This window comes from Pseudonocardia sp., from assembly GCF_029263155.1.
GTDB lineage: Bacteria > Actinomycetota > Actinomycetes > Mycobacteriales > Pseudonocardiaceae > Pseudonocardia.
Genome location: NZ_JAJCYB010000016.1, coordinates 40,750 through 67,518 on the forward strand (window position 1 = coordinate 40,750; position 26,769 = coordinate 67,518).

At 72.1% G+C, this 26,769-nt stretch carries 27 protein-coding genes and 1 pseudogene; 16 read left to right on the forward strand and 12 right to left on the reverse strand.

Features of this window, described 5'->3' with window-relative positions; genetic code table 11:
• Positions 1 to 74: 74 nt before the first annotated feature.
• A complete protein-coding gene (locus Q1K26_RS02685; protein WP_300007512.1) occupies positions 75 to 401 on the reverse strand; it encodes a DUF202 domain-containing protein in 327 nt (108 codons plus the stop codon).
• Entirely contained in the window at positions 398 to 769 is a 372-nt protein-coding gene (locus Q1K26_RS02690) for a DUF202 domain-containing protein (RefSeq protein WP_300007513.1), read from the reverse strand. Before Q1K26_RS02690 ends, Q1K26_RS02685 begins: the two co-directional genes overlap by 4 nt.
• A gap of 179 nt (positions 770 to 948) precedes the next feature.
• Here Q1K26_RS02690 and Q1K26_RS02695 point away from each other — a divergent pair, with 179 nt between their 5' ends.
• The 3 genes from Q1K26_RS02695 to Q1K26_RS02705 all read left to right on the forward strand — a co-directional run bounded on the left by Q1K26_RS02695 (position 949) and on the right by Q1K26_RS02705 (position 3,944).
• Positions 949 to 1,779: a GntR family transcriptional regulator gene (locus Q1K26_RS02695; RefSeq protein ID WP_300007514.1), complete on the forward strand. Its 831-nt coding sequence runs from the start codon at positions 949 to 951 to the stop codon at positions 1,777 to 1,779.
• Between the two features lie 89 nt (positions 1,780 to 1,868).
• Positions 1,869 to 3,071 carry an FAD/NAD(P)-binding oxidoreductase gene (locus tag Q1K26_RS02700; RefSeq protein ID WP_300007515.1) on the forward strand — a complete coding sequence of 401 codons (1,203 nt, stop codon included), beginning with the start codon at positions 1,869 to 1,871 and terminating at the stop codon, positions 3,069 to 3,071.
• A gap of 57 nt (positions 3,072 to 3,128) precedes the next feature.
• Complete coding sequence (locus Q1K26_RS02705) at positions 3,129 to 3,944, forward strand: IclR family transcriptional regulator C-terminal domain-containing protein (RefSeq protein WP_300007516.1); 816 nt, start codon at positions 3,129 to 3,131, stop codon at positions 3,942 to 3,944.
• On the opposite strand, the gene Q1K26_RS02710 is transcribed toward Q1K26_RS02705, so the two are convergent.
• The 3 genes from Q1K26_RS02710 to Q1K26_RS02720 are packed head-to-tail and all read right to left on the reverse strand — an operon-like array spanning position 3,884 to position 8,306.
• Positions 3,884 to 5,125 (reverse strand): hydantoinase B/oxoprolinase family protein, encoded by a 1,242-nt coding sequence (locus Q1K26_RS02710; protein ID WP_300007517.1) that lies wholly within the window; start codon positions 5,123 to 5,125, stop codon positions 3,884 to 3,886. The genes Q1K26_RS02705 and Q1K26_RS02710 overlap by 61 nt on opposite strands.
• Positions 5,125 to 6,177: a hydantoinase B/oxoprolinase family protein gene (locus tag Q1K26_RS02715; protein ID WP_300007518.1), complete on the reverse strand. Its 1,053-nt coding sequence runs from the start codon at positions 6,175 to 6,177 to the stop codon at positions 5,125 to 5,127. Before Q1K26_RS02715 ends, Q1K26_RS02710 begins: the two co-directional genes overlap by 1 nt.
• On the reverse strand, positions 6,174 to 8,306 hold the full coding sequence (locus Q1K26_RS02720) for a hydantoinase/oxoprolinase family protein (RefSeq protein WP_300007519.1): 2,133 nt from the start codon (positions 8,304 to 8,306) through the stop codon (positions 6,174 to 6,176). Before Q1K26_RS02720 ends, Q1K26_RS02715 begins: the two co-directional genes overlap by 4 nt.
• 103 nt (positions 8,307 to 8,409) lie before the next feature.
• Here Q1K26_RS02720 and Q1K26_RS02725 point away from each other — a divergent pair, with 103 nt between their 5' ends.
• From Q1K26_RS02725 to Q1K26_RS02740, 4 genes and pseudogenes are all read left to right on the forward strand, one after another.
• Complete coding sequence (locus tag Q1K26_RS02725; protein ID WP_300007520.1) at positions 8,410 to 9,900, forward strand: FAD-dependent monooxygenase; 1,491 nt, start codon at positions 8,410 to 8,412, stop codon at positions 9,898 to 9,900.
• 134 nt (positions 9,901 to 10,034) lie between these two features.
• Positions 10,035 to 11,117 (forward strand): annotated as a pseudogene (locus tag Q1K26_RS02730) (AMP-binding protein); the annotation flags it as partial.
• Between the two features lie 251 nt (positions 11,118 to 11,368).
• Entirely contained in the window at positions 11,369 to 11,611 is a 243-nt protein-coding gene (locus Q1K26_RS02735; RefSeq protein ID WP_300007521.1) for a hypothetical protein, read from the forward strand.
• Positions 11,608 to 12,303: a TetR/AcrR family transcriptional regulator gene (locus Q1K26_RS02740; RefSeq protein ID WP_300007522.1), complete on the forward strand. Its 696-nt coding sequence runs from the start codon at positions 11,608 to 11,610 to the stop codon at positions 12,301 to 12,303. Before Q1K26_RS02735 ends, Q1K26_RS02740 begins: the two co-directional genes overlap by 4 nt.
• A gap of 26 nt (positions 12,304 to 12,329) precedes the next feature.
• Here Q1K26_RS02740 and Q1K26_RS02745 read toward each other — a convergent pair whose 3' ends face one another.
• Positions 12,330 to 13,136 carry an alpha/beta hydrolase gene (locus tag Q1K26_RS02745; protein WP_300007523.1) on the reverse strand — a complete coding sequence of 269 codons (807 nt, stop codon included), beginning with the start codon at positions 13,134 to 13,136 and terminating at the stop codon, positions 12,330 to 12,332.
• Positions 13,137 to 13,282: 146 nt separating this feature from the next.
• Between Q1K26_RS02745 and Q1K26_RS02750 the strand changes: the two genes are divergently transcribed.
• The 3 genes from Q1K26_RS02750 (at position 13,283) to Q1K26_RS02760 (ending at position 15,516) form a co-directional block, all read left to right on the forward strand.
• Complete coding sequence (locus tag Q1K26_RS02750) at positions 13,283 to 13,948, forward strand: VOC family protein (protein ID WP_300007524.1); 666 nt, start codon at positions 13,283 to 13,285, stop codon at positions 13,946 to 13,948.
• Complete coding sequence (locus Q1K26_RS02755; protein WP_300007525.1) at positions 13,945 to 14,196, forward strand: hypothetical protein; 252 nt, start codon at positions 13,945 to 13,947, stop codon at positions 14,194 to 14,196. The genes Q1K26_RS02750 and Q1K26_RS02755 overlap by 4 nt, the downstream gene beginning before the upstream one ends.
• Before the next feature lie 72 nt (positions 14,197 to 14,268).
• Positions 14,269 to 15,516 (forward strand): alpha/beta hydrolase, encoded by a 1,248-nt coding sequence (locus tag Q1K26_RS02760; protein WP_300007526.1) that lies wholly within the window; start codon positions 14,269 to 14,271, stop codon positions 15,514 to 15,516.
• A gap of 45 nt (positions 15,517 to 15,561) precedes the next feature.
• Here Q1K26_RS02760 and Q1K26_RS02765 read toward each other — a convergent pair whose 3' ends face one another.
• The gene (locus Q1K26_RS02765; RefSeq protein WP_300007538.1) at positions 15,562 to 16,434 is read right to left on the reverse strand and encodes an alpha/beta hydrolase; all 873 of its coding nucleotides are present in this window, start codon (positions 16,432 to 16,434) and stop codon (positions 15,562 to 15,564) included.
• A gap of 14 nt (positions 16,435 to 16,448) precedes the next feature.
• Positions 16,449 to 16,859: a hypothetical protein gene (locus Q1K26_RS02770; protein WP_300007527.1), complete on the reverse strand. Its 411-nt coding sequence runs from the start codon at positions 16,857 to 16,859 to the stop codon at positions 16,449 to 16,451.
• A 167-nt stretch (positions 16,860 to 17,026) separates the two neighbouring features.
• Between Q1K26_RS02770 and Q1K26_RS02775 the strand changes: the two genes are divergently transcribed.
• The 6 genes from Q1K26_RS02775 (at position 17,027) to Q1K26_RS02800 (ending at position 23,340) form a co-directional block, all read left to right on the forward strand.
• A complete protein-coding gene (locus tag Q1K26_RS02775) occupies positions 17,027 to 17,305 on the forward strand; it encodes a DUF4212 domain-containing protein (protein ID WP_363320408.1) in 279 nt (92 codons plus the stop codon).
• Positions 17,302 to 19,035 (forward strand): sodium:solute symporter family protein, encoded by a 1,734-nt coding sequence (locus Q1K26_RS02780; protein ID WP_300007528.1) that lies wholly within the window; start codon positions 17,302 to 17,304, stop codon positions 19,033 to 19,035. Before Q1K26_RS02775 ends, Q1K26_RS02780 begins: the two co-directional genes overlap by 4 nt.
• A 301-nt stretch (positions 19,036 to 19,336) precedes the next feature.
• The gene (locus Q1K26_RS02785) at positions 19,337 to 20,518 is read left to right on the forward strand and encodes a hypothetical protein (protein WP_300007529.1); all 1,182 of its coding nucleotides are present in this window, start codon (positions 19,337 to 19,339) and stop codon (positions 20,516 to 20,518) included.
• An 11-nt stretch (positions 20,519 to 20,529) separates the two neighbouring features.
• A complete protein-coding gene (locus tag Q1K26_RS02790) occupies positions 20,530 to 20,769 on the forward strand; it encodes a GMC family oxidoreductase N-terminal domain-containing protein (protein WP_300007530.1) in 240 nt (79 codons plus the stop codon).
• 231 nt (positions 20,770 to 21,000) lie between these two features.
• The gene (locus Q1K26_RS02795) at positions 21,001 to 22,092 is read left to right on the forward strand and encodes an IS110 family transposase (protein WP_300007540.1); all 1,092 of its coding nucleotides are present in this window, start codon (positions 21,001 to 21,003) and stop codon (positions 22,090 to 22,092) included.
• 351 nt (positions 22,093 to 22,443) lie between these two features.
• Positions 22,444 to 23,340 (forward strand): GIY-YIG nuclease family protein, encoded by an 897-nt coding sequence (locus tag Q1K26_RS02800; RefSeq protein WP_300007531.1) that lies wholly within the window; start codon positions 22,444 to 22,446, stop codon positions 23,338 to 23,340.
• 188 nt (positions 23,341 to 23,528) lie between these two features.
• Here the strand turns inward: Q1K26_RS02800 and Q1K26_RS02805 are convergent, their stop codons facing one another.
• The 4 genes from Q1K26_RS02805 to Q1K26_RS02820 form a co-directional block, all read right to left on the reverse strand.
• The gene (locus Q1K26_RS02805) at positions 23,529 to 24,476 is read right to left on the reverse strand and encodes a nucleotidyl transferase AbiEii/AbiGii toxin family protein (RefSeq protein ID WP_300007532.1); all 948 of its coding nucleotides are present in this window, start codon (positions 24,474 to 24,476) and stop codon (positions 23,529 to 23,531) included.
• A gap of 9 nt (positions 24,477 to 24,485) precedes the next feature.
• Entirely contained in the window at positions 24,486 to 25,703 is a 1,218-nt protein-coding gene (locus Q1K26_RS02810) for a type IV toxin-antitoxin system AbiEi family antitoxin domain-containing protein (protein WP_300007534.1), read from the reverse strand.
• Positions 25,704 to 25,965: 262 nt separating this feature from the next.
• Positions 25,966 to 26,235, reverse strand: a complete 270-nt coding sequence (locus Q1K26_RS02815; RefSeq protein ID WP_300007535.1) for a hypothetical protein — start codon at positions 26,233 to 26,235, stop codon at positions 25,966 to 25,968.
• Positions 26,236 to 26,303: 68 nt separating this feature from the next.
• Positions 26,304 to 26,504, reverse strand: a complete 201-nt coding sequence (locus Q1K26_RS02820; protein WP_300007536.1) for a hypothetical protein — start codon at positions 26,502 to 26,504, stop codon at positions 26,304 to 26,306.
• Between the last annotated feature and the right edge of the window lie 265 nt (positions 26,505 to 26,769).

Consider the following 26,769-nt stretch of genomic DNA (forward strand, 5'->3'; position numbering starts at 1 on the left):
ACCGGGGTGGGGCCCGGGCCGCCCGGACCAGGAGGGTCCGGGTCGGTGCCGGGGGGATGGATCACGCGGCCGGGTCACGCGAGGACGACGGCGGCGATCCCGACCACGGTCGTCAGTACGAGCAGCGCGACTCCGGGTACCGCCGCGCTCGACAGCGGACCGTTCCCGGCCCGGGTGGCCCGCTCGACGTGCAGGTACCGGATCGGGGCGACGACCGCGGCCAGCATCCCGCCGGTCGCGAGCAGGAGCAGGCCGGGCCACGGTGGGACCGGGTGGCCGGCCGGATGGGCGTGCACGGCGAGCAGGCCGACGGCGGCTGCGGACAACCCGGTCCGCTGCCACGCCAGGGCGGTGCGCTCGGACTGCGCGCCCCGGTCGTGGACCGGTTCCGACCGGCTCACGGGCGGGTCGTCGCGAGCACGACGAGCACGGCCACCGCGACGACCACGATCAGCAGCCCCGCGACGAGCAACCGGGGAAGCGGGTCGACCGGCAGCGACCGGCCCTCGCGCAGCGCCCGCTCGGTCCGGTCCCAGCGCAGGTAGGCGCCGACGGTCACGGCGAACGCGAGGACCAGGAGCATCGCGGTCAGGGCGTTGCGCACCGGCGCCGGTCCCAGGTCCGGCACCAGGCCCGCCAGGGCCACGGCCCCGGCCACCAGGGCCAGTGCGGTGCGGACCCAGGCGAGGAAGGTGCGTTCGTTGGCCAGGGTGAACCGGTAGTCCGGGTCCGTGCCGACCGAGCGCAGTGGTGGGCGTCGGCCTCTCATCGATCACCTCCGGGCGCCTCGATCCCGAACCTACCCGGTGCCGTGTCGTTTGTCCGGACACGCGGGCGTGCTTCCTGTCCCGTGGAACGATGATCGGTTCGCTCGCCATCGACGCGACTTTGTCCGGTAAAGTCGTCCGGGCAACATCACATTCGGCGAGTTTGTCCAGCGAGGTGCACATGGCAAGGGGTGTCAAGGCGCGGCCGCTGGACCGTACGAACCCGCTACCCCTGTGGGCCCAGATCGAGGCGGATCTGCGCCGGCGCATGCGGTCGGGTGCGTTCGAGGACCGCTTCCCCGGCGAGCATGAGCTCGTCGCCGAGTACGAGGTCAGCAGGCACACGGTCCGCGACGCCCTCCGGCGGCTGCGCGACGAGGGCATCCTGGACTCGGGGCGGGGCCGGGGCACGTGGCTGCGCAAGCCCCGGATCGAGCAACCGCTCGGCGCGCTGTACTCGCTGTTCAAGTCGGTCGAGGCGATGGGGCTGGAGCAGCGCAGCGTGGTCCGGGCGCTCGAGGTGGTGGTGGACGAGGCGGTCGCCGGTCGCCTGCAGCGCCCCCCGTCGACCGAGCTCGTGTACCTGGAGCGCCTGCGCCTGGCCGACTCCGAGCCGCTGGCCATCGACCGGACCTGGCTCCCGCGTTCCATCGCGGGCCCGCTGCTCGATGCCGACTTCTCGCACTCCGGCCTGTACGACGAGCTCGCCGGCCTCACCGGGACCCGGCTCACCGGGGGCAACGAGGTGATCACGGCCGCCGTGCCGTCGGCGGCCACCCGCAAGCTGCTCAAGATCCCGGCCGGCACGGCGGTGATGGAGGTGCAGCGGATCGGCTGCCTGCGGGACCAGCCCGTCGAGTGGCGCGAGACGCTCATCCGCGGCGACCGCTTCAGCGTGGCGGCGCAGTGGTCGGCGCAGGACGGCTACCGGATGGGGGTGGCCGGCGACGAGGTGCGGGCGGGGGGATCGGAACGGGACCGGTCCGGGGCGAGTGCGAAGCGCCGTCGCTGAGAATCCCGCGCCCCGACTTGTGTGGCGGTGCCCACACCCTTACGGTAGATGTTCGGACAAATTGTCCCGCATCTGAGGAGGTGTGTCGCATGGCGACGCGAACCCACCACAAGGTCGCGATCGTGGGAGGCGGTAGCGCGGGTGTCTCGGTCGCCGCGCGGCTGCGCGCGGCGGGCCAGCAGGACGTGGCGGTGATCGACCCGGCGACCACCCACTACTACCAGCCGCTGTGGACGCTCGTCGGCGGCGGCCGGGCCCCGGTCGAGGAGAGCGCCCGCCCCCAGGAGTCGGTCATGCCCAAGGGCGTGGTCTGGATCCGGCACGCGGCGGCCGAGATCGACCCGGACAGCCGGGAGATCACCCTCGACAACGGTGGGACCGTCAGCTACGACTACCTCGTCGTCTGCCCGGGCATCCAGCTCGACTGGGACAAGATCACCGGCCTGTCCTCCACGCTGGGCAAGGACGGCGTGTCGAGCAACTACCTCTACGAGCTCGCCCCCGCCACGTGGAACTTCATCCGCAACACCCGGTCCGGGACCGCGGTGTTCGGCATGCCGGCGGGCCCGATCAAGTGCGCGGGTGCGCCGCAGAAGATCGCGTACCTGGCCGCGGACCACTGGCGCCAGCAGGGCGTCCTCAACGACATCGACATCCACCTGGTCCTGCCCACCCCGGCCATGTTCGGGGTGAAGGAGTTCTCCGACGTCCTCGTCGACGTCGCGCGCCGCTACGGCATCACCGTGCACTTCGAGAGCGAGGTGACCGAGGTCCGCCCGGACACCCGCGAGGCCGTGGTCACCGACAAGAAGAACGACACGACCCTCACGCTGCCCTACGACGTCATGCACCTGGTGCCACCGCAGAGCGCCCCGGACTGGATCAAGAAGGGCCCGCTGGCCGACCCGAACAACCCGGCCGGGTACGTCGAGATCGACAAGCACACCATGCAGCACACCCGCTACCCGAACGTGTTCTCCCTCGGTGACGCCGGGTCCTCGCCGAACTCGAAGACCGGGGCCGCGATCCGCAAGCAGGCGCCCGTGGTGGCGAAGAACCTGGTCAGCGTGATGAACGGCCAGGCGCCGACCGATCAGTACGGCGGCTACGCCTCCTGCCCGCTGACGACGGCCCGGAACAAGATGCTGCTCGCCGAGTTCGACTACACGATGAAGCCGACCCCGTCGATCCCGCTGATCGACACGATCAGGGAGCGCACCGACATGTGGTACCTGAAGCGGTACGGCCTGCCCTTCATGTACTGGAACCTGATGCTCCGCGGCCGGGCCTGAGCCGGCCGGTACCCGCGCGCACCCCGGCTTGCCCGAGTGACGACGAGGGGGCGCGCCGTGGACGGAGACGGCCCGGATCCGCACGGGAGCGCCGCGATCAGCCGGGCGGCCCGGGTGCTGCAGCTGCTGCACGACCATCCGCAGGGGCTGAGCCAGACCGAGATCGGTGAGCGGCTCGAGCTGGCCCGTTCCACCATCGGCCGCACGATCGCGGCGCTGCGCGACGAGGGGTTCATCGCACCGATGGCCGCGCGCGGTCCCTACCGTCTCGGACCGGCGATCACGGCGATGGCGCACTCGATCCGGCGCAGCGCGGCCATCGAGCTGCACGCCGCGCTCGAACAGCTCGCCCGGGCCGCCGGGGAGACGGTGCAGCTGTTCGCGTCCGAGCCCGGCGGGGTCACGCTGCTCGACCAGGTGGTCGCGCCGCGGCGGCTGCGCGTGGTGGGGCAGGTCGGCGAGTCCGCCGCCCTGCACTGCACCGCGCCCGGCAAGGTCGTGCTGGCCGCGGCCACACCGGCGCAGCGCGCCCGCCTCCTCCCGCGCACCCTCCCGGCCCGGACCGCGTCCACCATCACCGACCGGAACGCGCTGTTCGCACAGCTCGCGACGGTGCGCGGCTCGGGGGTCGCGTTCGACCACCAGGAGGACTGCGACGACGTGTGCGCGGCCGCCGTCGCCGCCGGCCCGCCTGGCGCGGGGCAGCTGGTCGTCGCCGTCGCCGCGCCGGCCTCGCGGTTCGCGGGGCGGGAGGACGAGTTCGGGACGCTGCTCTGCGGATGGGCGGCGGCGGTGCGCGACGACGGCCGTCCTCAGCGGGCCGCGACGCCCCCCACGTGGTCCACGTGGTCGGCGGGAACGACGGCGGAGTAGACCGCCGTCCAGCAGCCGGGGCAGGAGTACTGGCGGAACACCACCGGCGCGTCGACGTAGTCGGCCGGGTCGGCGAGCATCTGGGGTCCCGCGTCGGTCGAGGGGCCCTCGTGCACGCCGAGCCGCAGGGCGGCGGGCTCGCCGAGCCGCTCGCCGCAGTGCCGGCAGGCGATCACGGTGCGGCCGTCCTCGCTCACCTCGACGAGGTTGTCGTCGAGCCGGCGCCCGGTCGCGGCGTCGACCTTCGTCCCGGGCTCGCCGGTGACCGACGAGCGTGCCCGCCGTGCCGCGCGCCCGTGGTCCCGCTCGGCCGCCGTCGCCGCGGCGTCGATCTCGCCGCCGTCGAGGACGACACCGTAGACGTCGCGGGCGGCCGCGGCGGTGATCTTCTCCTCGCGCAGGTCCGCGGCCACGGCGGCCGGGTCGCGGTACAGCGGGTCACCGTAGCCGCCCCCGCCCTGCCAGGTCATGGCGAAGACCTCGCCGGGCGCGAGGTAGCTCGACGCGTAGTTCTGGCCGATCTCGCAGGTGTCGCTGACCTCGGCGAGCGTGGAGGGCACGGTCCCGGCGGCGAGCAGTTCCGCCACCCGGCTGCGCCGCGCGACGACGTCGAGACCGCTGTTGCCGGGGTGCCCGCCCGACAGTCCCGCGTTCTGCGCGACGGCCTTGCCCGCCGACGCGAGCACCAGGCCCATCGGCAGCGACGTGCCGTGCGGGGTGATCGCCACCGACGCCCCGACGCCGCCGCGGTGCCGTCCCGGCCCGCCGGAGTCGGGTTCCTCGCGCCGCCACAGCGTGAGCACCGGGTAGAGGAACTCGGTCATCTCGACGTCGGGGATGCGGCCCATCGGGATGCAGAACAGGCCACCGGTGTCGATGCCGTCGGCGTGCGGGCGGGCGCCGTAGCCGCCGGCCATCGGCTCCATGATGATGTTGAGGAACGGGACGGGTTGCTCGCCGCGCTGGTCGAGGCCGGCGATGACCGCGGTGTCCCAGGTCCCGCAGCAGGTGGCCTGCACGTTGCGCCCCAGCTCCAGGTCGCGGTCGAGCATCTGCGACAGGCACTCCGCGACCAGGCTGCCGGTGAGCCACGCCGGGCCGATCGGGCCGCGCCCGACGGCGGCGGGGTAGGTCGCGTTGTTGAGCGTGCCCTCCTCGGTGACGAGGTCGAAGCAGCGCATCAGCCCCCGGCCGACCAGGGGATGTCCCCGGCGAGGATCGGCAGCAGCGCGAGCATGACGCCGCCGCGCATCCCGGCGTAGGTGCAGTTGATGACGCCGGCCTGCGGGTCGGTGCCGGTGAAGTCGAACGTCAGGTGCCCGCCGGTCTTGGTCGTGGTCACCGTGATGCGGTGCAGCCCGCGGTCGCCCTCGTGCGACTGGTCCTGGTAGCCCGTGGCGCTCCAGGAGCCGTCGGGCAGGCTCGTGAGCTTGTCGCGCAGGCGCGACTCGGCGTCGCTCATCATCCGCTTCATCACGGCCTTGACCGTGTCGGCCCCGTACTGCGCGATCAGCGCGAGGATGCGCTCCCGGCCGACGTTGTTCGCGCCGACCTTGGCCCGCAGGTCCAGCCCCACCAGCATCGGGACGCGCGAGCGGCGCACCCACAGGTCGGCGACGTCGCGTTGCAGGGTGAACCCGCGCACCACCTTGACCGGAGGCGTGGGCAGCGACTCGGAGAACACGTCCTGGGCGGCGGGGGAGAAGGAGCCCAGCCCGACGCCACCGAGGTCGGGCTCGTGGCAGATGGCGCTGGTCCAGGCGAACAGCTTCCCCTCGTGGAAGACCGGCTGGTAGACCATCGTGTCGTTCTGGTGGAGCCCGCCGCCGACCCACGGGTCGTTGGTGAGGAACATGTCGCCCTCGGTGATGCCCGGGTTGACCGCGCGGTGCCGCAGCGTCCAGTAGATCGCCAGGTCCACGGCGCCGACGAGCATCGTGTTGTACAGCCCGACCTGTACCTCCTGGCCGAGCTCGTCGGAGATGGCGAAGTCGAAGTCGTTCGCGTCGGTGACGATCGGCGAGCCGGACATGCGCTTGAGCGCCTCGCCCATCTCGTCGGTCACCGACCACAGGCGGTGCCGGACGACCTCGTAGGTGAGCGGGTCGAGGCCGTCGATCTGGTCCTGGGTGACGGTGTGCGTGGCCAGCGTCGACGGGAGCGAGGCCTGCAGCTCGGCCGGGTCCACGGGGCGGCTCGAGAAGACCTCGGAGCCGGGGATGGGCATGGTCATGACGCGCTCCCGACGCTCGGGTGGAGAGGACTGGTGCGGATGGCGAGGTTGCCCAGGCGATCGACCGTGCCGCTGGTGCCGCCCGGGACGACGACGGTCGTGGTGGGCACCTCGACGACGGCGGGCCCGGTGAGCACGTGGCCCGCGCGCAGGCGCCGGTAGTCGTAGATCGGGGTGTCGACGAAACCGGTGGCGGCGTCGAGGCAGACCGGCCGGTCCCCGGTCCACGCCTGCGCGGGATCGGGCGACTCCGCGGCCGGGATCTCCGGGAACTCCGGGGAGAACGGCAGGGCCCCGACGCCGCGGACGCGGAACGTGATGGCCTGGATGCCGGCCTCCCGGAACCCGGCCTCCGCGCCGTACAGGGCCGCGTAGCGGGCCTCGAAGGCCGCGGCCGCGCCCTCGATCGCGGCCGTGTCGAGCGGCCCGCCCGGCACCGGCGCGGTGACCTCGGCGAGCTGCATCGTGTAGCGCATGTCGATCTCGCGGAACAGCTCCACCGAGGAGAAGTCGACGCCCTGACGGCCCAGGCCGTCGCGCACGCGCTGCTCCAGCTCGGCGAAGTTGCGCTCCGCCCGCGCCGGGTCGAACGGGACGAACGTGGGGTCCGACAGCTCGGCGGCGAGCACGATGTCCGACGCCGCGAGCCCGAACGCGGAGAACGCCGAGGCCACCGGCCCGAGCGGCACGACCACCTCGGCGACGCCCACCTCGGCGGCGTAGCGCGCGCAGTGCGCGGGCCCGGCGCCACCGAACGCGTAGAGCACGAACTCGCGCGGGTCGTGCCCGGCCTCGACGACGGACTTGCGCAGCAGGTCGCCGGTCTGCGCGTTCTGGACGGTGTGGATCGCGACCGCGGCCTCCTCGACGGACAGGCCGAGCGGCTTGGCGATCCGGATGTCGATGGCCTGCCGGGCCAGCTCCAGCGAGAGCGGCTTGCGGCCGCCGAGCAGGCCGCGCTCGGGCAGGATGCCCAGCACCAGGTTCGCGTCGGTGTTGGTCGGCTCGGTGCCGCCCTGGCCGTAGCAGGCCGGGCCGGGCACGGCCTGCGCGCTGCGCGGCCCGACCCGCAGGTTCCCGCCCGCGTCGAGCCAGGCGACGGCGCCACCGCCGGACCCGATCGCGTCCACCCGCAGCGTGGGCACGTTGATCGGGTGGTGGTTGATCACGGTGGTGGTGTCGCGCACCGGCTCCCCGTCGACGATCAGCCCGGCGAGGAACGTGGTGCCGCCGACGTCGGTGGAGATGATGTTGCGGTGGCCGAGCTGGCGCCCGAGCTGCACCGCGCCGACGACGCCGCCGGTGAGCACCGAGCCCACGGTGCTGATCGCGGCGGCCGGTGCCTCCGCGGCGGCCACGGCACCGCCGTTGCTCTGCATCACCAGCAGCGGCCCGGCGAGGCGCCGGGCCCGCAGCGCGTCCTCCAGCGTCGCGAGGTAGTCGCGCAGGCCGGGCCCGACCTGGGTGCTCATGATCGTCGTCGCGTTGCGGGAGAACTCCCGGATGCGCGGGCTGACCTCGCTGGACAGCGCCACGAACACCTCCGGGTCCTGCTCGGCGACGAGCTCGCGCAGGCGCCGCTCGTGCGCGGGGTTGCGGAACGACCAGAGCAGCGACACCGCGATCGCGCGGACGCCGTCGTCGAGCAGGGCGCGGATCGAGGCCCGCGCCGCGTCCTCGTCGAGCGCGACGATGATGGTGCCGTCACGGTCGATGCGCTCGGTGACCTCCAGCGCGTGCCGCTTGGGCAGCAGGTGGTGGTTCTTGTCCTGCGCGAGGACGTGCTGCAGCTCGTGCGGCGAGCGGCCGAGGTAGCGGCCCTCGACGTTCATGATGAAGATCGAGTCGCGGTGGCCCTTCGTGGTCAGGAAGCCGACCGGTGGCACGTTGCCCGTCACCAGCGCGTTGAGCGAGGACGTCGTGCCGTGCGCGACGTGGTGGGTCCCGGCGAGGAGCTCGGGGAGGGGCCTGCCGACCTGCTCGGCGAGCAGCTCCAGCGCGTCGAGCACGCCGCGGGAGTAGTCCGGTGGGGTCGACGGCGACTTCGCGGCGACCACCGTGCCGGCGTCGTCGTCGAGGACGGCATCGGTGAACGTGCCGCCCACGTCCACGCCGATGACATAGGTCATGACTCACGCTCCTTCGCGGAGGCGGCCGCAGTGAGCTGCGGTCCTGACGGTTGCGTAGACTATTTAACGTCTGCGAAGGTAGTCAAGGACGAGGGGAGGGCCGATGCGGCTTCGGCGGGTCGAGGTGCTCGGAGGCGGGCCCGGTGGCCTCTACGTCGCGCGCCTGCTCGCGCTGGCCCGCCCGGGCTGCGAGGTCGTCGTGCACGAGCAGGGCGAGCGCGGCACCACGTTCGGCTTCGGGGTCGGGCTCGCCGCGGGCACGCAGCGCAAGCTGGAGGCCGCCGACGCCGACACCCTGCGCGACATCCGGGCGGCCGGGCGTCGGCACGACATGACGATGGACGTCGGCGGCGCGGTCGCGCGGGTCCACAACGACAACCTGATCGGCATCGCGCGCACCGAGCTCCTCGAGGTGCTGGGGCGGCACGCGGAGAAGGCGGGCGTCCGGCTGGAGTACGGCGAGCGCCGGGCGGTCGCCGACGTCGACGCCGCCGACCTCGACGCCGACGTCGTGATCGCCGCGGACGGGGTCGGCAGTGCCACCCGCGAGGCCGGCGACTTCGGCGCGGGCGTGGAGCCGGGTCGCGGGCTGTTCCTGTGGTGCGGCGCCGCGTTCGCGCTCGACGACGCGGTGTTCGCGCCGGTCGACACGGAGTTCGGCACGTTCGTCACCCACGCCTACCCCTACGCCGAGGACCGCAGCACCTTCCTCGTCGAGACCGACGAGGCCACCTGGCGGGCCGCCGGCCTCGACGGCGCCGCCTCCGACGGGGGCACCTCGGACACCGCCTCGCTGGCCTACCTGTCCGAGGTGTTCGCCGGGCACCTGCGCGGCCATCCGCTGATCGGCAACGGCACGCGCTGGCAGCGCTTCCGCACCGTCACCTGCGAACGCTGGTCCGACGGCCGCGTCGTGCTCCTCGGTGACGCCGCCCACACCGCCCACTACTCCATCGGCTCGGGCACCAAGCTCGCCATGGAGGACGCGATCGCGCTGGTGGAGGCGCTGGGGGCGGAGCCGGACCGGGCCGCGGCGTTCGCGCGCTACGAGGCCGCGCGGCGTCCCTCCGTCGAGCGGCTGCAGGAACTGGCCCGGCGCAGCAGGCTGTGGTGGGAGTCCTTCGGTTCCCGGACGCACCTGCCGGTGGAGCGGCTGATGGTCTCCTACATGACCCGCGCCGGGAACGTGCCGCTCGACCGGTTCGCCGCCACGAGCCCGGACGTCGTCGGCGCGGCGCTGGGCCAGTACGCGGGCGTCGACCCGCAGGTCCCGGACGACCTGACCGGCTGGGTGCTCGACCGGTCGCGCCGCGACGCCCCGCCGGACGCGCTGGTCGTCGACGCCGTCGTGGACGATCCCTGGGGGCCGGAGGCCGACGCCGCGGTCGCCGCCGCCCGGGACACCGGGGCAGGCGCGTTCCGCGTCGTCGGACCGCCCGAGCGGCCCGCGGTACTGACCCGCCTCGACCTCGCCGAGCGCCTGCGCACCGAGGTGGGCGGGGTGGTCACCGTCGTGGGCCCGCCGGAGCTGCGCGACGACCTGGCCGCGGGGCTGGTCAGCGGGCGCGCCGACGTGGTCGGGTTCAGCTCGTGAGGGCCGACGACCCGCGGCTCGTGCCGTACCCGCCGGAGGTCGCGCGCCGCTACCGCGAGGCCGGGCTGTGGGGTACGCGGACCATCGCCGAGGAGTTCCACGCCGTCGCCGCCGCGCACCCGGACCGGCTCGCGGTGATCGGCTTCGCGGGCCGGCCGGCCCCGTCGCAGCCGGCCCCGTCACGGCCCGCCGGATTGCAGCATGGCCACCTTCACGCCACCACGTTGCATGAAGGTGGCCTTCCTGCAATCGCGCGGCTGACCTACCGCGAGCTGGACGCGGCCTCCGACCTGCTCGCCGCCGCCCTCGCCGGGCGCGGCCTGCGGCCCGGCGACCCGGTGCTGTTCCAGGTGACCAACCGGGTCGGGTCGGTCGTGGCCTGGTACGGGGTGCTCAAGGCGGGGCTGGTGCCGGTGTGCACGCTCGCCGCGCACCGCGGCCACGAGATCGGGGAGATCAGCCGCCGCGTCGGGGCGGTCGCCCATCTCGTGGAGGCGGGCACCCGCGGGTTCGACCTGGTGGCCTTCGCCGCGCAGCAGCAGTCCGGGCACCCGACGCTGCGGCACGTGCTGGTGCTCGACGAGCCCGTACCCGACGCCGACCCGACGTCCGCGCGGACGGTCGTCGAGGAGATCCAGCGCGACGTCGGCGTCGACGACGTCGCGGTGTTCCAGCTCTCCGGCGGCACGACCGGGGTGCCCAAGGTGATCCCCCGGCGGCACGCCGAGTACTGGTACAACGCGGCCGAGTACGCGCGGTCGTGGGGATGGACGCCCGGCACCCGGGTCGCGCACCTCATCCCGGTGATCCACAACGCCGGCATCGTCTGCGCGGTGCACGCCCCGCACAGCGTCGGCGCAGCCCTGGTGCTCGGCCCGGCCGACCTCGACGAGTCGCTGCCGCTGCTCGCCGCGGCCGGGGCCACGCACGTGCTGCTCGGGCACGGCCACTTCGGCGCGCCCGACCATCCCGCGTTCGACGCCGTGGCCCGCACGTTGGAGCAGGTCGTGCTGTCCGGTGCGAAGGTCCCGCCGGCGCTGTTCGACGGGCTGGAACGCCGGGGCCTGTGGTCGGCGCAGCTGTTCGGGATGGGCGAGGGCCTGTTCCTCACCACCCGTCCCGGCGCGCCCCGCCCGGCCCGCGCGACCACCGTGGGTACCCCGCTCTCCCCGCTGGACGAGGTGCGCGTCCTGGAGCCGGGCACCGAGGACGAGGTGCCCGACGGGGAGGTCGGGGAGCTGTGCTGCCGCGGGCCGTACACCCTGCGCGGCTACCTCGACGCACCCGAGCACAACGCCCGCGCGTTCACCGCCGACGGCTTCTACCGCACCGGGGACCTCGCCGCGATCCGGTGCATCGACGGCGAGCGGTACGTCGTGATCGAGGGCCGGATCAAGGACCTCTCAACCGGGGCGGCGAGAAGATCAGCGCCGAGGAGGTCGAGCTGCTGCTGCGGCGCCATCCGCGCGTGCGCGACGCGGCCGTCGTCGCGGTGCCGGACCCGCGGCTGGGCGAGCGGGCCTGCGCGTTCCTCGTCCTCGACGGGCCGCCGCTCACGCTCGCGGACGTGCAGGGCCACTTCGCGGCGCTGCAGGTGGCGAAGTTCAAGTGGCCCGAACGCGTCGAGCACCTCGCCGAGATCCCCCGCACGCTCGTCGGGAAGGTCGACAAGAAGCGCCTGCAGACGGCCGCACTACGATCCCCGGTATGACCGGCGCGGGACGCAACGGCCGGGGCACCCGCCGCGAGCTCGTCGAGAACGAGATGTACGACCACGCCGTCCGGCTGTTCGCCGAACGCGGCTTCGCCGGCACCAGCCTGCAGGACATCGCCGACGCCATGGGCGTCACCCGGCCCGCCCTCTACTACTACGTCAGGAGCAAGGACGAGCTGCTGGCCAAGCTCGCCGCCGACGTCGCGGGCGGATCGGCGGCCGAGATGGCCGAGCTCGCCGCCCGCACCGACCTCGACGCCGTCGGCAAGCTGCGCGGCATCGCGCGGCTGACGGTGTCGCGGCTGGCGCACCAGCCCGACCGGTTCCGGCTGCTGATCCGGTCGGAGGCCGAGCTGCCTCCCGAGCTCGCCGAGTCCTACGACGCGAACCGGCGTGCGGTGCTGCGCACCGTCGTCGAGGTCGTGGAGGAGGGCGTGGTGGCCGGTCAGCTGCGTCCGGTGGACGCCCGCGTGGCCGCGCTCGCGGTGATCGGGATGTGCAACTGGGTGGCGTGGTGGTTCCGGCCCGGCCGCGACGACGTCGACGCCGTCGCCGACCAGATCGCCGACATGGCGCTCGCCGCGCTGCAGCGGGCCGAGCACCGCGTCCCCGACGGCGAGGGACCCGCCGCGGCGCTGGCGATGCTCCGCCAGGACCTCGACCACCTCGAACGCATCCTCGACGTGTGATGCCCGACCGGCCACGGGCTCGCAGGTCAGGGGTCCTGCAGGAAGGCCAGCACCCGGGCCACGAACAGTTCCGGCGCGGTGAGCATCGCCACGTGACCCTGTCCCGCCATCCGTACGACCTGGGCGCCGGGCAGCGCCGCGGCGAGCGTCGCGGTCGAGGCGAGCAGATCGGGCGGGCTGTCGTCGCCGGCGAGCAGCAGGGTCGGCACGGTGAACGTGGCGAACCGCAGCGGGTCGAACCGGTAGGCCTCCTCCTCCCGGGTCTCGCGACCGATCGTGTGCGCGGCGGCCACCCGCCCCGTCCACGACGGCTGCGACTCGGCGAGCCCCACCTGCTCCGGGGACATCCCGATCAGCGCGAACACCGTCCGGACGGCGTCCTCGGGGCGGCCCTGCTCGACCAGCGCGTCGACGCGGTCGGCGAATCCCGGTGGCGTCACCGACCCGATCGGGGGATCGTAGAGCACCAGCCTGCGCACGGCGGTGGTCGATGCCGTCGCCTCGAGCGCGCACAGCGCGCCGTAGGAGTGGGCGAGCACGTCGACCGGTCGACCGGTGGCGGCCGCGATGGCGTCCACCACGGTGGCGACGTCGGCGGCCTCGGCCGCGAGCGAGTAGCCGGGCGCGTCACCGCTCGCCCCGCGTCCCCGCCGGTCCATGGCGTGGACGGTGACGTGCGGGTCCAGCAGCGGCCGCACGGTCTCCCAGCGGGACGCGTCGGCGGTGGTGCCGTGCACCAGCAGCAGCGCCGGGCCCCGACCGCTGCGCCGGTAGCCGATCGGGGTCCCGTCCGGCGAGACGGCGTGCTCCAGGACGGGGGTCGAATCGGTCATCGCGCACTCCTTCGGGCTCGGGAGCGCCCAGCCTGCACCCGCGGGTGGAGTCCTACATCGGGCGAAAACCCTATGCGCGGGCGAGCCATTTTTCGCTGTCGTCAAACTGTTGACGCAAACGTCGAAGCTGGCGTAGCGTCGAGGCCATGACGGAGTTCGACCACCCCGTGCCCGACCACCCCGTGCTCGACCATCGTGTCCAGGGCGTCGACCACGCGGCGTTCCCGACCTTCGACCCGGCAGGCACCGTCCGCTTCTACCGCGACGTGCTCGGCTTCCCGGTGGTGCACTCGATCTGCGCCGCCGGATGGGGGCCCGAGGACCACCCCGACTTCGTGCACTTCTTCTTCGACATCGGCCGCGGCGACCGGATCGCGTTCTTCTACTACTTCGGCCTCGACGCGGTGCACCCCCGGCACGGTCGCGGTGACGTCTACGCCGGGTTCGGTCCGGACGTTCCGGAGTTCTTCGTCCGGTCCCGGCACCTGGCCATCCACGTGGCGAACGAGGACGACCTGCTGGAGTACCGACGCCGGCTCGACGCCAGCGCGTGGCCGGTGGAGATGCAGATCACGCACGAGACGATCGAGTCGATCTACACCCACGACCCGAACGGCTACATGGTCGAGCTCACGCGCGCGCTGCGCCCGGTCACGCCGCAGGAGGACCTGGACGCGAACCTGACCATCGACGCGCTGCTCGACGTCGTCGGCGGGGCGGACCCGACGTTCCAGAAGTTGCTGGCGCGCAAGGCCGAGCTGATCGTGGAGCGGGCCGCGGCCTGGGAGCTCGCGGCGGCGGGTGGGCGATGACCGCGCTCTACGTCCTCGACGTCCCGGAGAACACGCCGGTGGCGAAGGTGGCGGCGCAGGACCCGGCGGTCACGGTCGGGCGGATCGGGCCGTACTTCGAGATCACCGCCGACGGGCCGATCGCCGTCGACCGCCGGGCCACCGGCTGCCGGCACGCGGTCTGGTACAGCTGCGTCGCCGGGGTGGCGCGGGACAGCCGGATCGTCCAGCACGACAAGGACGCGCTGCGGGTGGAGCCTGCGGAGTGAGCACCGCCGACGTGCTCGGTCCCGCGGAGGCGCGATGAGCACCGCCGACGTGCTCGGTCCCGCGGAGGCGCGATGAGTACCGCCGAGCGGTTGGGTGCGGGGCGGTACCTCGCGGCCGGTGCCCGCCCGGAGGCGGCCGTGACGTCGGTGCACGAGCTCACCGCGGCCGACGGGGCGACGGTCCGGGGGGTGCTCGCCACGGTGCCCGGCGCGACCGCCGTCGTCTGCCTGATGCATCCGCGTCAGGACCTGACCCACCACCCGCTGGTGCCGGTGCTGCTCGGCGCCGGCGCCGCGGTGTGGACCCAGCACACCCGCTCGGTCAACAACGACCTCTCGCTGGTGCACGAGCGGGCCCTGCTCGACGTCGCGGCGGGGATGGTGTTCGTGCGCGAGCGGGGTTTCGCCTCGGTCGTGACGCTGGGGCACTCCGGGGGCGGGCCGCTCTATGCGTTCTACCTCGAGCAGGCGGCGCTGGGCCCCGCCGACCGGATCGCGACCACCCCGGGCGGGCGGCCCACCGGTCTCGCCGAGGCGGAGCTGCCCGTGGCGGACGGCGCGGTGTTCCTCGCCCCGCACCCGGGGCAGGGGCGGCTGCTGCTGGGCTGCATCGACCCGTCGGTCGCCGACGAATCCGACCCGCTGTCGGTGGTGCCCGACCTCGACCCGTTCGACCCGGGGAACGGGTTCGCCGAGGCGCCGCAGAGCTCGTCCTACGCGGCCGACTTCCTCGCGCGCTACCGGGCCGCCCAGCACGATCGGGTCGCCCGGATCGACGCCGTCGCCCGCGAGCACCTGGCCCGCGCGGCCGAGGCCAGGGCCGCGTACCGGCGGACGGGTGCCGCGGCCGACCGCCGCCGCGCGATCGCCCCGCGGATCCTCACGGTGTTCCGCACCGACGCGGACCCGCGCACCGTCGACCTCTCGATCGACCCGAGCGAGCGGCCCTACGGTTCCCTGTTCGGCCGCCGCCCCGATCTGATCGACTACGGCCAGGTCGGGTTCGGGCGGCTCACCACCCCGGAGGCGTGGCTCTCGACGTGGTCGGGCCTGAGCTCGAACGCCGACTTCGTCCGCTGTGCCCCGGGCGTGGCCGTGCCGACCCTGTTCCTGGAACTCACCGGCGACCAGGCCGCCTTCCCCGCCGACACGGCACGGATGGTCGGGGCGCTGGGCGCGGCCGACCTGACGCACCGGGCCATCCGCGGCCTGCACTTCGGTGGCGCCGTCGCGCAGGGGGAGCCGACCGGCAACGACCTCGCCGGCGCCGAGATCGTCGGCTGGTTGGGGGAGCGGCACGAGCTGGCGCCGCCTGCCTGAGCGTCCCGCGCCGACGGGCCCTGGGTGGAGGGATCGACCGCAGCCCTACCCGCGGGTCGCCAGCACCCGGTCCAGCCAGGTCAGCAGGTCGGCCTCGACCTCGTCGCGGTTGGTCTCGTTGAAGACCTCGTGGCGTGCCTCGGGGTAGGCGCGCAGCTCGACGTCGGTGATCCCGGCGCTGCGGTAGCGGTCGACGAGGGCGTGGACGAGCGCGAGCTGTCCGTTGACCGGGTCGGCGTCGCCGACGGTGACGAGGATCGGCAGGTCGGAGCGGATGCCGGCGACGCGCGCGGGATCGGCCGCGTCGCGGGCTCCGGCGAACACCGCCTTGAGGCCCTCGACGTCGTAGCCGAAGCCGCAGAGCGGGTCCGCGACGTAGCGGTCGACCTGGGCCTCGTCGCGGGAGAGCCATTCGTAGCCGGTGCGGCCGGGTTCGTACGGTGCGTTGAACGACGAGAGGTCGAGGCCGGCGTCGAGGTCGAGGGCGGGTTCGAGCAGGTCGATCGCGGCGGTACCGGACAGCGCGACCGCGTCGATCCGGTCGCTGTGGTCGAGCAGGAACTGCTGGGTGGCGAACGACCCCATGCTGTGGCCGAGCAGGGCCAGCGACAGCCCGGGGAACTCCTCCCGGGCGTGGGCGCCCAGCACGCCGAGGTCCTCGACGGTGCGGCGCCAGCCGTCGGCGCCGATGACGCCGGGCGTCGCGCCGGGTGCGATGGTCGCGCCGTGGCCGCGGCTGTCGTGGCCGAGGACGACGTACCCGGCCGCGGTGAGGGTCTGCGCGAGGTGGTCGTAGCGGCGCAGGTGCTCGCCCACACCGTGGGTCAGCTGCACGACGCCGCGTGGCGCGCCGCCGGGCTCCCACCGGTACCCCGCGACCGACTCGCCGTCACGACCGTCGAACCGGAACTCCCGCATCGCGCTCACGCATCTCAGGTCGGGGCCGGGGAAGCGCGATACAGGGTGAGGGCGACGCTGCCGGCGAGGACGCCGCCGCCGACGGTCATGACGAGGCCGGGGCCGGGGACCCAGCCCGCGAAACCGACCAGGCCGACGAGGTGCACGACCTGCCAGAGCGGGAGGGCGAGCGCGACGACGGCCAGCACCGCCGCGTGGAGCGCAGCGAGGCGGGGGGACCGGACGGCGGCCCCGGCCAGGCCGAGCACCGCCGCGTACATCGTCCACAGTCCCGCTCCGCGCACACCCGACACGTTGCCCGCACCCGTGGCCAGCCACGGCAGGAACGCCCCGACGAGGATCAGCAGCGCCGCGAGGAGCAGGCGCCGGCTCGCGGGGTGGCGGCGGGCTCTCCCGCCTGCCTGCTGGGGGCTCGCCTGGACCATTCGGCCAACGTAGATGGCGGATGGGCGCGCCGTCCATGGTCCGTCCGTCCGTGTCCGGATTGTTGCCCGGCGTCCTCTTGATCGTCTTGACGCTGATCACGCCATCTGTTTGCCTCTTGCCGTCGTGTGAACTTGGTCATCCTGCCGGTGGACCTCTGGAGGAGAGTGTGGACACAGCACAACGAAGTGAGTATTGGCGCCGCAATCTGCGCCTGATGGGCATTCTCCTCGTGATCTGGGCGCTCGTGTCGTTCGGCGCGGGCATCGTGTTCGTCGAGCCGCTCAACCAGATCGTGATCCTCGGGTTCCCGCTCGGCTTCTGGTTCGCCCAGCAGGGCTCCATCCTGGTCTTCCTGGCCCTCATCGCCGTCTACGTCTGGCGCATGGACAAGCTCGACGCCGAGTACGGGATCGACGAGTACGAGGAGGAGGTCCACCACTCATGAGCCAGATCCAGCTCTGGACCCTCGTCTTCGTCGTCCTCACCTTCGGCGTCTACATCTACATCGCCTACGCGAGCCGGGTGTCGAGCACCGCCGGGTTCTACGTCGCCAGCGGCGGCATCCCCGCGCCGGCCAACGGGGCGGCGATCGCGGCCGACTGGATGAGCGCCGCCTCGTTCATCTCCCTGGCCGGCATCGTCGCCTTCTCCAGCAACGGCTACGCCGGATCGGTCTACCTCATGGGCTGGACCGGCGGCTATGTGCTGCTGGCCCTGCTGCTGGCGCCCTACCTGCGCAAGTTCGGCAAGTACACGATCCCCGACTTCGTCGGCGACCGGTACTCCGAGTCGGCCCGGCTGGTCGCGGTCGTCGCGGCCATCGTCGTCTCGTTCGTCTACGTCGCCGGACAGATGGCCGGTGTCGGCCTGGTGTTCCAGCGTTTCCTCGGGGTCGGCACGGTCACGGGCGTGATCATCGGAATGGTCATCGTGTTCTTCTACGCCGTGCTCGGCGGCATGAAGGGCATCACCTGGACCCAGGTGGCGCAGTACAGCGTGCTGATCGTCGCCTACCTCATCCCCGCCGTCGCGATCTCCGTCCAGCTCTCCGGGCTCCCGGTGCCGCAGATCGGGTTCGGTCAGATCCTCGCCGAGCTCGACGGGCTGCAGCGCGACCTCGGGTTCGAGGCGTACACCGAGGCGTTCACCCAGACCAGCATGCTCAACATGGTCCTGATCACCGCGGCCCTGATGTTCGGCACGGCCGGGCTCCCGCACGTGATCGTGCGCTTCTACACCGCCAAGAGCGTGCGCGCCGCCCGCTACTCGGCGCTGTGGGCGCTGTTCTTCATCGCGCTGCTCTACACCTCGGCCCCGGCCATCGGCGCGTTCAGCAAGTTCAACTTCATCAACCAGATCGCCGGAACCGGGACCGACGCCACCCCGGACTGGTTCAACTCCTGGCGCGACGTCGGTCTCATCACGGTCGACGACGCGAACGGCAACGGGGTCATCGACTACGGCCCCGACACCGGCGAGCTGGTCGTCAACAACGACATCATGGTGCTCGCGGCGCCGGAGATCGCCGGGCTCCCGGCCCCGGTGATCGGTCTGGTCGCCGCCGGTGGCCTGGCCGCGGCGCTCTCCACGGCCTCCGGTCTGCTGCTGGTCATCTCCTCCTCGGTGGCCAACGACCTGTACTACAAGCGCATCAACCCGCGGGCCACGGAGGCGCGCCAGCTGCTCGTCGGGCGGATCGCGATGGCCGCGGCGATCTTCGTGGCCGGCTACCTCGGCATCAACCCGCCCGGGTTCGTCGCCCAGGTGGTGGCTCTGGCCTTCGGCCTGGCGTGCGCGAGCTTCTTCCCGATCCTGGTACTGGGGATCTTCTGGAAGAAGACGACGGCGATGGGGGCCACGGCCGGCCTGGTGGCCGGCCTGGGCACCACGATGGCCTACATGGTGTGGACCATCGACATCTACGGCGACGGCGACGGGATCTTCGGCATCCCGGAGACCGGCTTCGGCACGGTGGGCATGCTGATCAACTTCGTGGTCACGATCGTGGTCTCGCAGTTCACCCCCAAGCCGTCCGTGGCGATGCAGGAGCTGGTCGAGGAGGTCCGCTACCCCGGCCGGAGCAAGCTCGTCGCGGCGCACGCCGAGGGGCACCTCGAGGAGGCCGCCGCCGAGGAGGGGATCGTCGACGAGCCCCCGTCGGACCGGCGCGACTGACCGCTTCGGGACAGCGAACTCACCGGCCGCCCGGCCTCGGGCGGCCGGTGAGTCGTGTGTGCGGAGCCGGGTGTCGGCCCCATCACGGAGCCGGCGCCCGGCGCCCGAACGAGGTCCACCTGGCCCAGGCGCAGGACGCGCAGGTCGGTGTGTCGACGGGGCCGATCCCGCCGCCGGATGATGCATCATCGATTGACGTCAGGCATTTAAAGCCGTAACGTGCATTGCCGTTGTGGTACCGCTCACCTCTCGCGGCGGCGCCCTGTCCTCGGCAACCTCCTGACGCGATCGGCGGCCCTCGATGACGACGACCCTGCACCCCGATCCGGACGTGTCCACGCGACCGACCCGGACCCTGCCCTGGTACGCCTTCGGCCTGGCCAACCTCGCGGTGGTCGTCGTGCTGAGCCTGGCGACCTGGTACCTGTTCCTCGACCCGCAGTGGAGCGCGCTGAGCACCTACCCCCAGCCGCTCACGGCGTGGATGTTCTGGACGATCATCGCGTTCGTCTGGGCCGGGTTCACCCTGGAGCTCTCACCGTTCGCCAGGCTCGCCCAGCCGTGGCGTGGCCTGGCCGTCGCCGTCGCGACCGGCGGGCTCGCGGCCCTCATCACCTGGCTGCTCGCCGCCGGGTGGGGTGCGGTGGACGCCAACTTCGCGGGCTCGCGCCCCGACGGCCTGGGATACGTGCTGGGCTCGCTGATCGTGCTCTACAGCTTCGTGCTGTACACGATGTCGGCGGTGAACTGGGGTCACTGGCCCTGGCCGGCCCGCGGGCTGACCCAGCCGTGGTTGGGCATCGCGTCGCTGGCCGGTCTCGCGGTGCCCGTCCTGGTCCTCTACGCGATCTTCGCGATGCCGCCCCTGGTCGACTGGGCCACGCCCGGCACCACGGTCCTCGGCGTGTTCACCCAGATCGGCTTCTTCTACTGCTTCGTGGTCTCCTCGATCCTCACCGGCGCCCTGCTGGGCAACTGGCCGTGGCGCCTGGCCGGTAGCCCCGGTCGCGTCGTGCTCGCCTCGGTCGTCGGGAACCTGGCGCTGGGCACGGTCTTCTACTTCGGGCTGGGCGGCATCGCCGCGCTGATCCTCGGCCCGGCGAACGTGGCCGCGATCGGCGAGCAGTTGCCGATCTTCGCCGCGCAGGTCGGGGTCTGCTGGGTGTTCTGGCTGGTCATGTGGCCCAACGCGTTCGGCAACAAGCCCGACGGTCCCGGCCTCGGCGCGATGGCCGCCCGCACCGCGATCACGCTCGTCCTCGCCGTCGCCACGTTCGCGCTGTACTACTGGGTGCTCGCCGGCGCGGTCTTCCACGAGCCGGCCGCCGCGCCCGGCGCCACCGTCAACGGCAGCGCGCTCATCGCGATCGACTGGCTGATCATCATCGGCCTCTGGTACGTCGTCGCGGGCGAGTCGTGGGGGCTGCCCCGGATGCGCACCACCGAGACCCCCACCACCGCGTCCGCCGCCCCCGCCGCCTGATCGGAGCAACCATGACCACCCCCGACTTCATCGTCGTCGGCTCCGGCTCGGCCGGCAGCGTGCTCGCCCGTCGCCTGCACGACGCAGGCGCCGGCACCGTGCTGGTGCTGGAGGCAGGCGGCGCGCACGAGGAGATCCACGCCGTGCACGACCCCACCCTGTGGCCGACGCTGTGGGGCACCGACGTGGACTACGGCTACCGCACCGTGCCGCAGCCGCACACCGCGGGACGGGTGCACGACTGGCAGTGAGTATGTAGGGGAGCCCCGCAGCGGTCGTCCTGACCCAACGTCTGACTGGCTGCGTGCCTTTAACGGGATCTGTCGGTCGGTCCGCTGCGGGGCTCGTTCTGCACTCACCAGACGCGCGGTGTGACCTCATAGGAGCCTGTGCCACCAGGCACCCATCACTGTCTTGTCCGCTCGCCCGGCTGGTGCGTGCTGCCCTGCCCGGTCGAAGGAAACAGGACAGCCATGCCCACGATGACACAGCCCGAACCCGTCCCACAGTCGACCGTCGAAGTGACCGGCGGGGTGGATACGCACAAGGACACCCACACCGCCGCCGCGCTCGACGCCGCCGGACGAACGCTGGGGACCGCGCAGTTCCCGACCACCCCGGCCGGCTACGCCGCGTTGCTGGCCTGGTTGCGCGGCTTCGGCTCGCTGGTGCTGGTCGGGATCGAGGGCACCGGCGTCTACGGTGCCGGGCTCGCGCTGCACCTGCATCTGGCCGGGGTGGTGATGGTGGAGATCGACCGCCCGGACCGCAAAGCGCGGCGCTGGCAGGGCAAGTCCGACCCGGTCGACGCCGAGGCCGCCGCCCGCGCCGCGCTGGCCGGGCGGCGCACCGGTGTCCCGAAGCACCGCGGCGGCCAGGTCGAGGCGCTGCGCGCGCTGCGGGTGGCGCGGCGCAGCGCGATCGCCGGGCGCGCGGATGCCCAGCGGCGGATGAAAGCGCTGGTCGTGACCGCCCCGGACACCCTGCGCAGCGCGCTGCGCGAGCTCAGCAACCGCCAACTCATCGCGGTCTGCGCCGCCCGCCGACCCGACCGGGACATCGCCGGTGACCCGGGCATCGCCACGGTGATCGCGTTGCGGTCCCTCGCCCGGCGCCACCAGCAGCTCACCGTCGAGATCGACGAGCTCGACGCCCTGATCGCCCCGCTCACCGAGGCGATCAACCCCACCCTGTGCGCGCTGCTCGGCGTCGGCCCCGACGTCGCCGGGCAGCTGCTGGTCACCGCGGGCGAGAACCCGCAACGGCTGCGCTCGGATGCCGCGTTCGCGATGCTCTGCGGAGCCGCCCCGCTACCGGCGTCCTCCGGGCGCACCCACCGCCACCGGCTCAACCGCGGCGGGGACCGCCACGCCAACTGCGCACTGCACCGGATCGTGCTGTGCCGGCTGCGCTGGGACCCCCGCACCCGCGCCTACGCCGAGAAACGCACCGCCGAGGGCATGAGCAAGAAAGAGATCATCCGCTGCCTCAAACGCTACATCGCCCGCGAGGTCTACACCGCCCTGCTCAGCCCCCGCCCTTCCTCCACCCCGGCCGTACCTTCCGCCGCGTAGGAGGAGTCCACGTGGAGCGCCCGCAGCGCAGCGAGGACGAACGACGTTGACACCGACCAGCGGCGGAAGACGATCTACCCGGGAGGGAGGCAGAACACCCGTCGCTCAACAGGAACGACCTTCATCCGCAGCTTGACATCCATAGGAGCATCCCAGCCGGACTGAAATCGACACGATCGCTCGTGCCGCGCACCGACGCGTCGACACGGCGCAGGCGGCACCCCCGGGCAATAGTTCGTGGATCGAGATCGACAGCCGTGGTCGCGCGGCGTGGTCGGTTCCTCGCCGTGGCCTTCTCGGGCAAGGTGGCCCTGTCGGGAAGGGATCGGATCGGCGGGAGTCAGCGAGCGTATGAGCGGCAAGCAGATCAAGCTGTTCCTCGTCGACGGCACACCCGGCGGCCTGACCACCGCCGAGATCCCGAACTGGACCGGGCACGTCGTGACCGCGTCGCGCTCCGACCTCGGCAAGCTGCTGTCGAGGGATGAAGCGGAGCGTACGGGCGTCTACTTCCTGCTCGGCGACGACGAGCTGAGCGAGACCCGCTGCTACATCGGCGAAGCCGATGTCGTCGGCACCCGCCTCAAGCAGCATCTGGCGGGCAAGGACTTCTGGGACAAGGTCGTCGTCGTCACCTCGAAGGACGCGAACATCACGAAGGCGCACGGCCGCTACCTGGAGTCGAGGTTGATCGCCTTGGCGAAGCAGGCCGGGCGCGTGCACCTCGAGAACGGCACGGCACCCGAGGTGCCCAAGCTGCCCGAGGCCGACGTCTCCGACATGGACGAGTTCGTGATCCAGCTGCAGATCGTGCTGCCGGTGCTCGGGATCAACGCGATCCGCGTCAAGCCGTCGCCGAAAGTGCCCGCCGAGTCCCAGGAGTCGCCGATCTTCCGGCTGGTCAACATCAAGTCCGGAGTCGACGCCCGTGCCCAGCAGATCGACGGCGAGTTCACTGTGCTGGCGGGCTCGGCGGTCGTCGCGGGGTTCCCGCCGGCCAACCCGAAGCATTCGCCCAGTACGGCGAAGCAGCACGCGGCCCGGCTCGCCGAGTATCAACGCCTGCTCGCCGATGGGGCGATCGTCATCACCGACCACGTCGGCCACGTCGCCCGGGACATCGTCTTCACCTCGCCTTCGGCGGCCGGCTCGGTCATCCAGGGACGCTCGTCGTGCAACGGGCGCACCGACTGGATCTCCGGCGACGGCCAGACCTTCGGCGCGTGGGAGAGCCGCGGCGTCCACTGAGCCAGCGGACCGCGGAGCGGCGTGACCGCAATGCCGCACGCGGTCACGCGTCGTATACGAGATGGAGAAAGCCTGGCTGGCGCAGCCAGGTCCGGCAGCTCGGACCGCGGGCCGCTCCACCGCTTCGCAGTTCCTCCACTGGCGAGTCAACGTCTGCGCTGGGAGCTGCGCCGGCCGAGCGGATGGCGCTAGCTACCCGTAGCCGCAGAGGTGGCCCAACAACCCCGAGCCGGGTCCCAAGTCACGCCGGTGAGTCCGCCGCCGAGGACGGGGTTCAGGAACTTGCCGACGAAGACGGACGCAACGTCGAAGGTGGGGTGCTCGACGCACTCTGCGACGTCGCGGGCCACTGTGGCGTATTCGGCGGCCCACCGTTCCGGACAGGCCCATTCGGTGATGGGGCCCAGTCCACGGTGATCCCGCTCAGCGTCTATCGCTCTGCCGAGAGCATCGGCGTCGACGCGCTGAGTCCGCGCAAACACGACAAGATCGACCAGGTCCCGCACTCTGCTCGACGGCATCTGCGCGGTGCCATAACGCTCGAAGGTCGCGCAGACCTTGTCCGCGATGTGATCGGCCACGGGATACAGCAGGTAAGGCGGCCCGGTCATCTGCCCACTCAGCGAGATTGCCGGCGTAGGGTGGAGCCGCTCGGGATCCGATGTGATGATGCTGCCGATGACGACGTCCACGCTGAACGGGACGACAAGACGCACGCCTGCGTATGCATCGATCTTGACTGTTGCTAGTTCACTTCCTGGTTGACCCGGACGTTCCGTGGTACGGGTTGGGACTCCGGGCCCGAACTCAAACCGGAAATGATCGTCGAGGCCGATCGCGGCGGCGACCCGCAGCTCGGCGATGGCAGCGTCGAGCGTGCCGTCGCGGTGGTAGAGGTCGATATCTCGGCTGTGGCGGGCTGAGCGGACTCGGGCGAGTAGAGCGGTGCCACCCTTAAGGACCCAATTTCCCTCGGGCGCACTGGTAAACAGTCGTGCGAGGAAACGGTCGTATACGAACTGCCGCTGCAGCTTCTGCGGCGTCGTGCCCGTCGTTTTGGCGACGCTCCTGCTCCTGGCCTGAACCGCGGCCCACATAGCTACCGCGGTGTCGTACCCGCTCGGGTGAGTCGCCATCGGTACAGGCTAGTGATCGTCCTCGGGTTGGTCCTGAGCGTCCCGCAGTGTCTGTGGTGTCTCATCGGGTCCACTGCCACTGCAAGCCGCGGACAGTTCCAGTGGCTCCGGACGCAGCGCACGACGCGACGACCGAGGCCGGACTCCAGCCAGGTCGATGACGGCCTTGATGCGCTCCATATCCGCCTGCACCGCCCGGAAGGGCGCCATCTGCGCGTCGAGCGCGTCCAGCATCTCCCGCGACGGCGCCAGCTGTGCGTTAAGCCTTTCCAGCATCGCCCGCGACGGCGCTGTCGCCTCCTGGATCGCACGGAACGGCGCCGCCTGCGCGTCGAGCGCGTCCAGCATCGCCCGCGACGGCGCCAGCTGTGCGCTGAGCGCTTCTAGCATCGCCCGCGACGGCGCCAGCTGTGCGCTGAGTGCTTCTAGCATCGCCCGCGAGGGCGCCGCCGCGTCTTGAATCGCCCGCAGGGGTGCCACATGCTCTTCCAGCGTCGATCGAGCGATCTCCGCGGCAGCGAGGACCGCAGGCATGGACATAGTTGCCGCGCGGGCTGCCTCGGCGAGAGCGTCTGCGTCGACCTGCTCGGCCACCCCTCCAAGCTCAAGCAGGTGCTGCAGCAGCGCCTCTCCGTCGTGTCGGCGAAAACCGAATCGCACGGCGAATGGTGCGAGTTGACCCCGAAGCTCATCGACATTGAGCTGCCGAGCGCGGATGGCGCCAGCTAGTACCCCTGCGACGTGCCCGCCGTCGTGACCATCGGTGAGCAGGTCCACGACAGTGCGAGCCGGGGTGGTAACCGGCAGGCCCCGGTGAACGACAACGTCATCGCTGGACAGCGCCCCTCGATGAAGCCGCAGATCTGGCCGACGAGTTTGCTTGCGAGCCGGGACCGTAAACTCGTGCCGATCAGAATCGAGGTCGCCGAAGCCGAAGAAGGCAGCGGCGGAAGCGTGAGACACCACCGGACCATCCGGGCCGTCGCTGAGCCGATTGACCGCAAGCCGTGCAGGATCGAGGGCGAGCCAAGCCGCGTAGAGCTCGATACTCTCGGCGCCCATCGCGCCACGCAGCGCATATACTCCGTGAGCAAGCCGGACAAGCAGCCCCGCGCTGCACATCCGCGATAGCTGAACGCGGCTCAGGCCGGCCGCACGCGCCTGCGGCGCGGTGACGAGACCCCACTGCCCTGCGCCCAGGTCAGAGAGCACTATCTCCGTACTCACTGCTGACATACTACGATAGTAACACCTAGGGTGAAACTATCGCAGCAGCACGATGCTCGATCTGATACTTTCGTGGCTCACAAGACGCGCCGGTCATCGCCAGCCGGCTCGGCGAGATCCTGCGCTGCACCGCGATCGAGCTCAATGCCGGCCGCGACGTACCCATCGGGATCCGTCGAGCCGTCCGCCACCTCGCCGACGCGGTTCGAGTCGAGATGCAGCCGCCCACATAGCCTCGACCATGCCGGCGCCGCGGGCGCGCCTATCGATCGTTGCTTGTGATTCGGGGCAGGGTCTCAGCGAGGCCGAACAGGTCCACGTCGCCCTGCTCGGTCAGGCCCGGAACGACGCCGATCAGAGTGTCGGCCACGCAGACCCGGTACTCCTGGCGGCCGCGACCCATCGCCGCGACGACGAGAGCGTCGGATGCCGCTTCGATCGCCTCTGCCTGCGTCGCCTCAATCCCGCCGGCCAGGGGCTGCACGTTCTCCACCCCGGTAGTGAGCACGCCGACAGTCCAGGTGATGTCCATCCGCGCAGGATCACGGGTTCGGGGCGGCAGCGTCGGCGGCCGCCCCGAGTTATCCCCAACCCCGCGCTTCACTCGTCCTCGGTGGGGTTCTCCCCTAGCAACCGGGCCGCCTGGCGCCACGCGCGCAGCATCGAGGTGTAGGCGGTCGCGTCGCACACCTCCCACGTGACCGGACCGATCTCGATCCGCAGCGTCGCTGGGACCGCCCCGCCCGCACGGGACGGCATGAACGCCCAGGTCGCGTCCGGCAGCCCGGCGAACCGGATCATCGCCCCGACTGTGGTGGGCCCGATCAGGAGCGGCCGACGCGCCGCCACCGCCGGGGCCAGCGACTGGGCTCCGACCGCTGCCCCGCTCCACCCGTCCGCGACAGCACGCGCCGTCACCCCGGCTCGCTCTGGCGACGTCGGATATTGGAACTGTCTGAATGCCCTGTCTCATGACGTGGTCCCCCGGCGGCTGGGGTCTGTCAACTATTCGGTGTAACTGGGTTGTGTGGATCTACTTCCGGCCAGCGGCGAGGCGGCCGTCGAA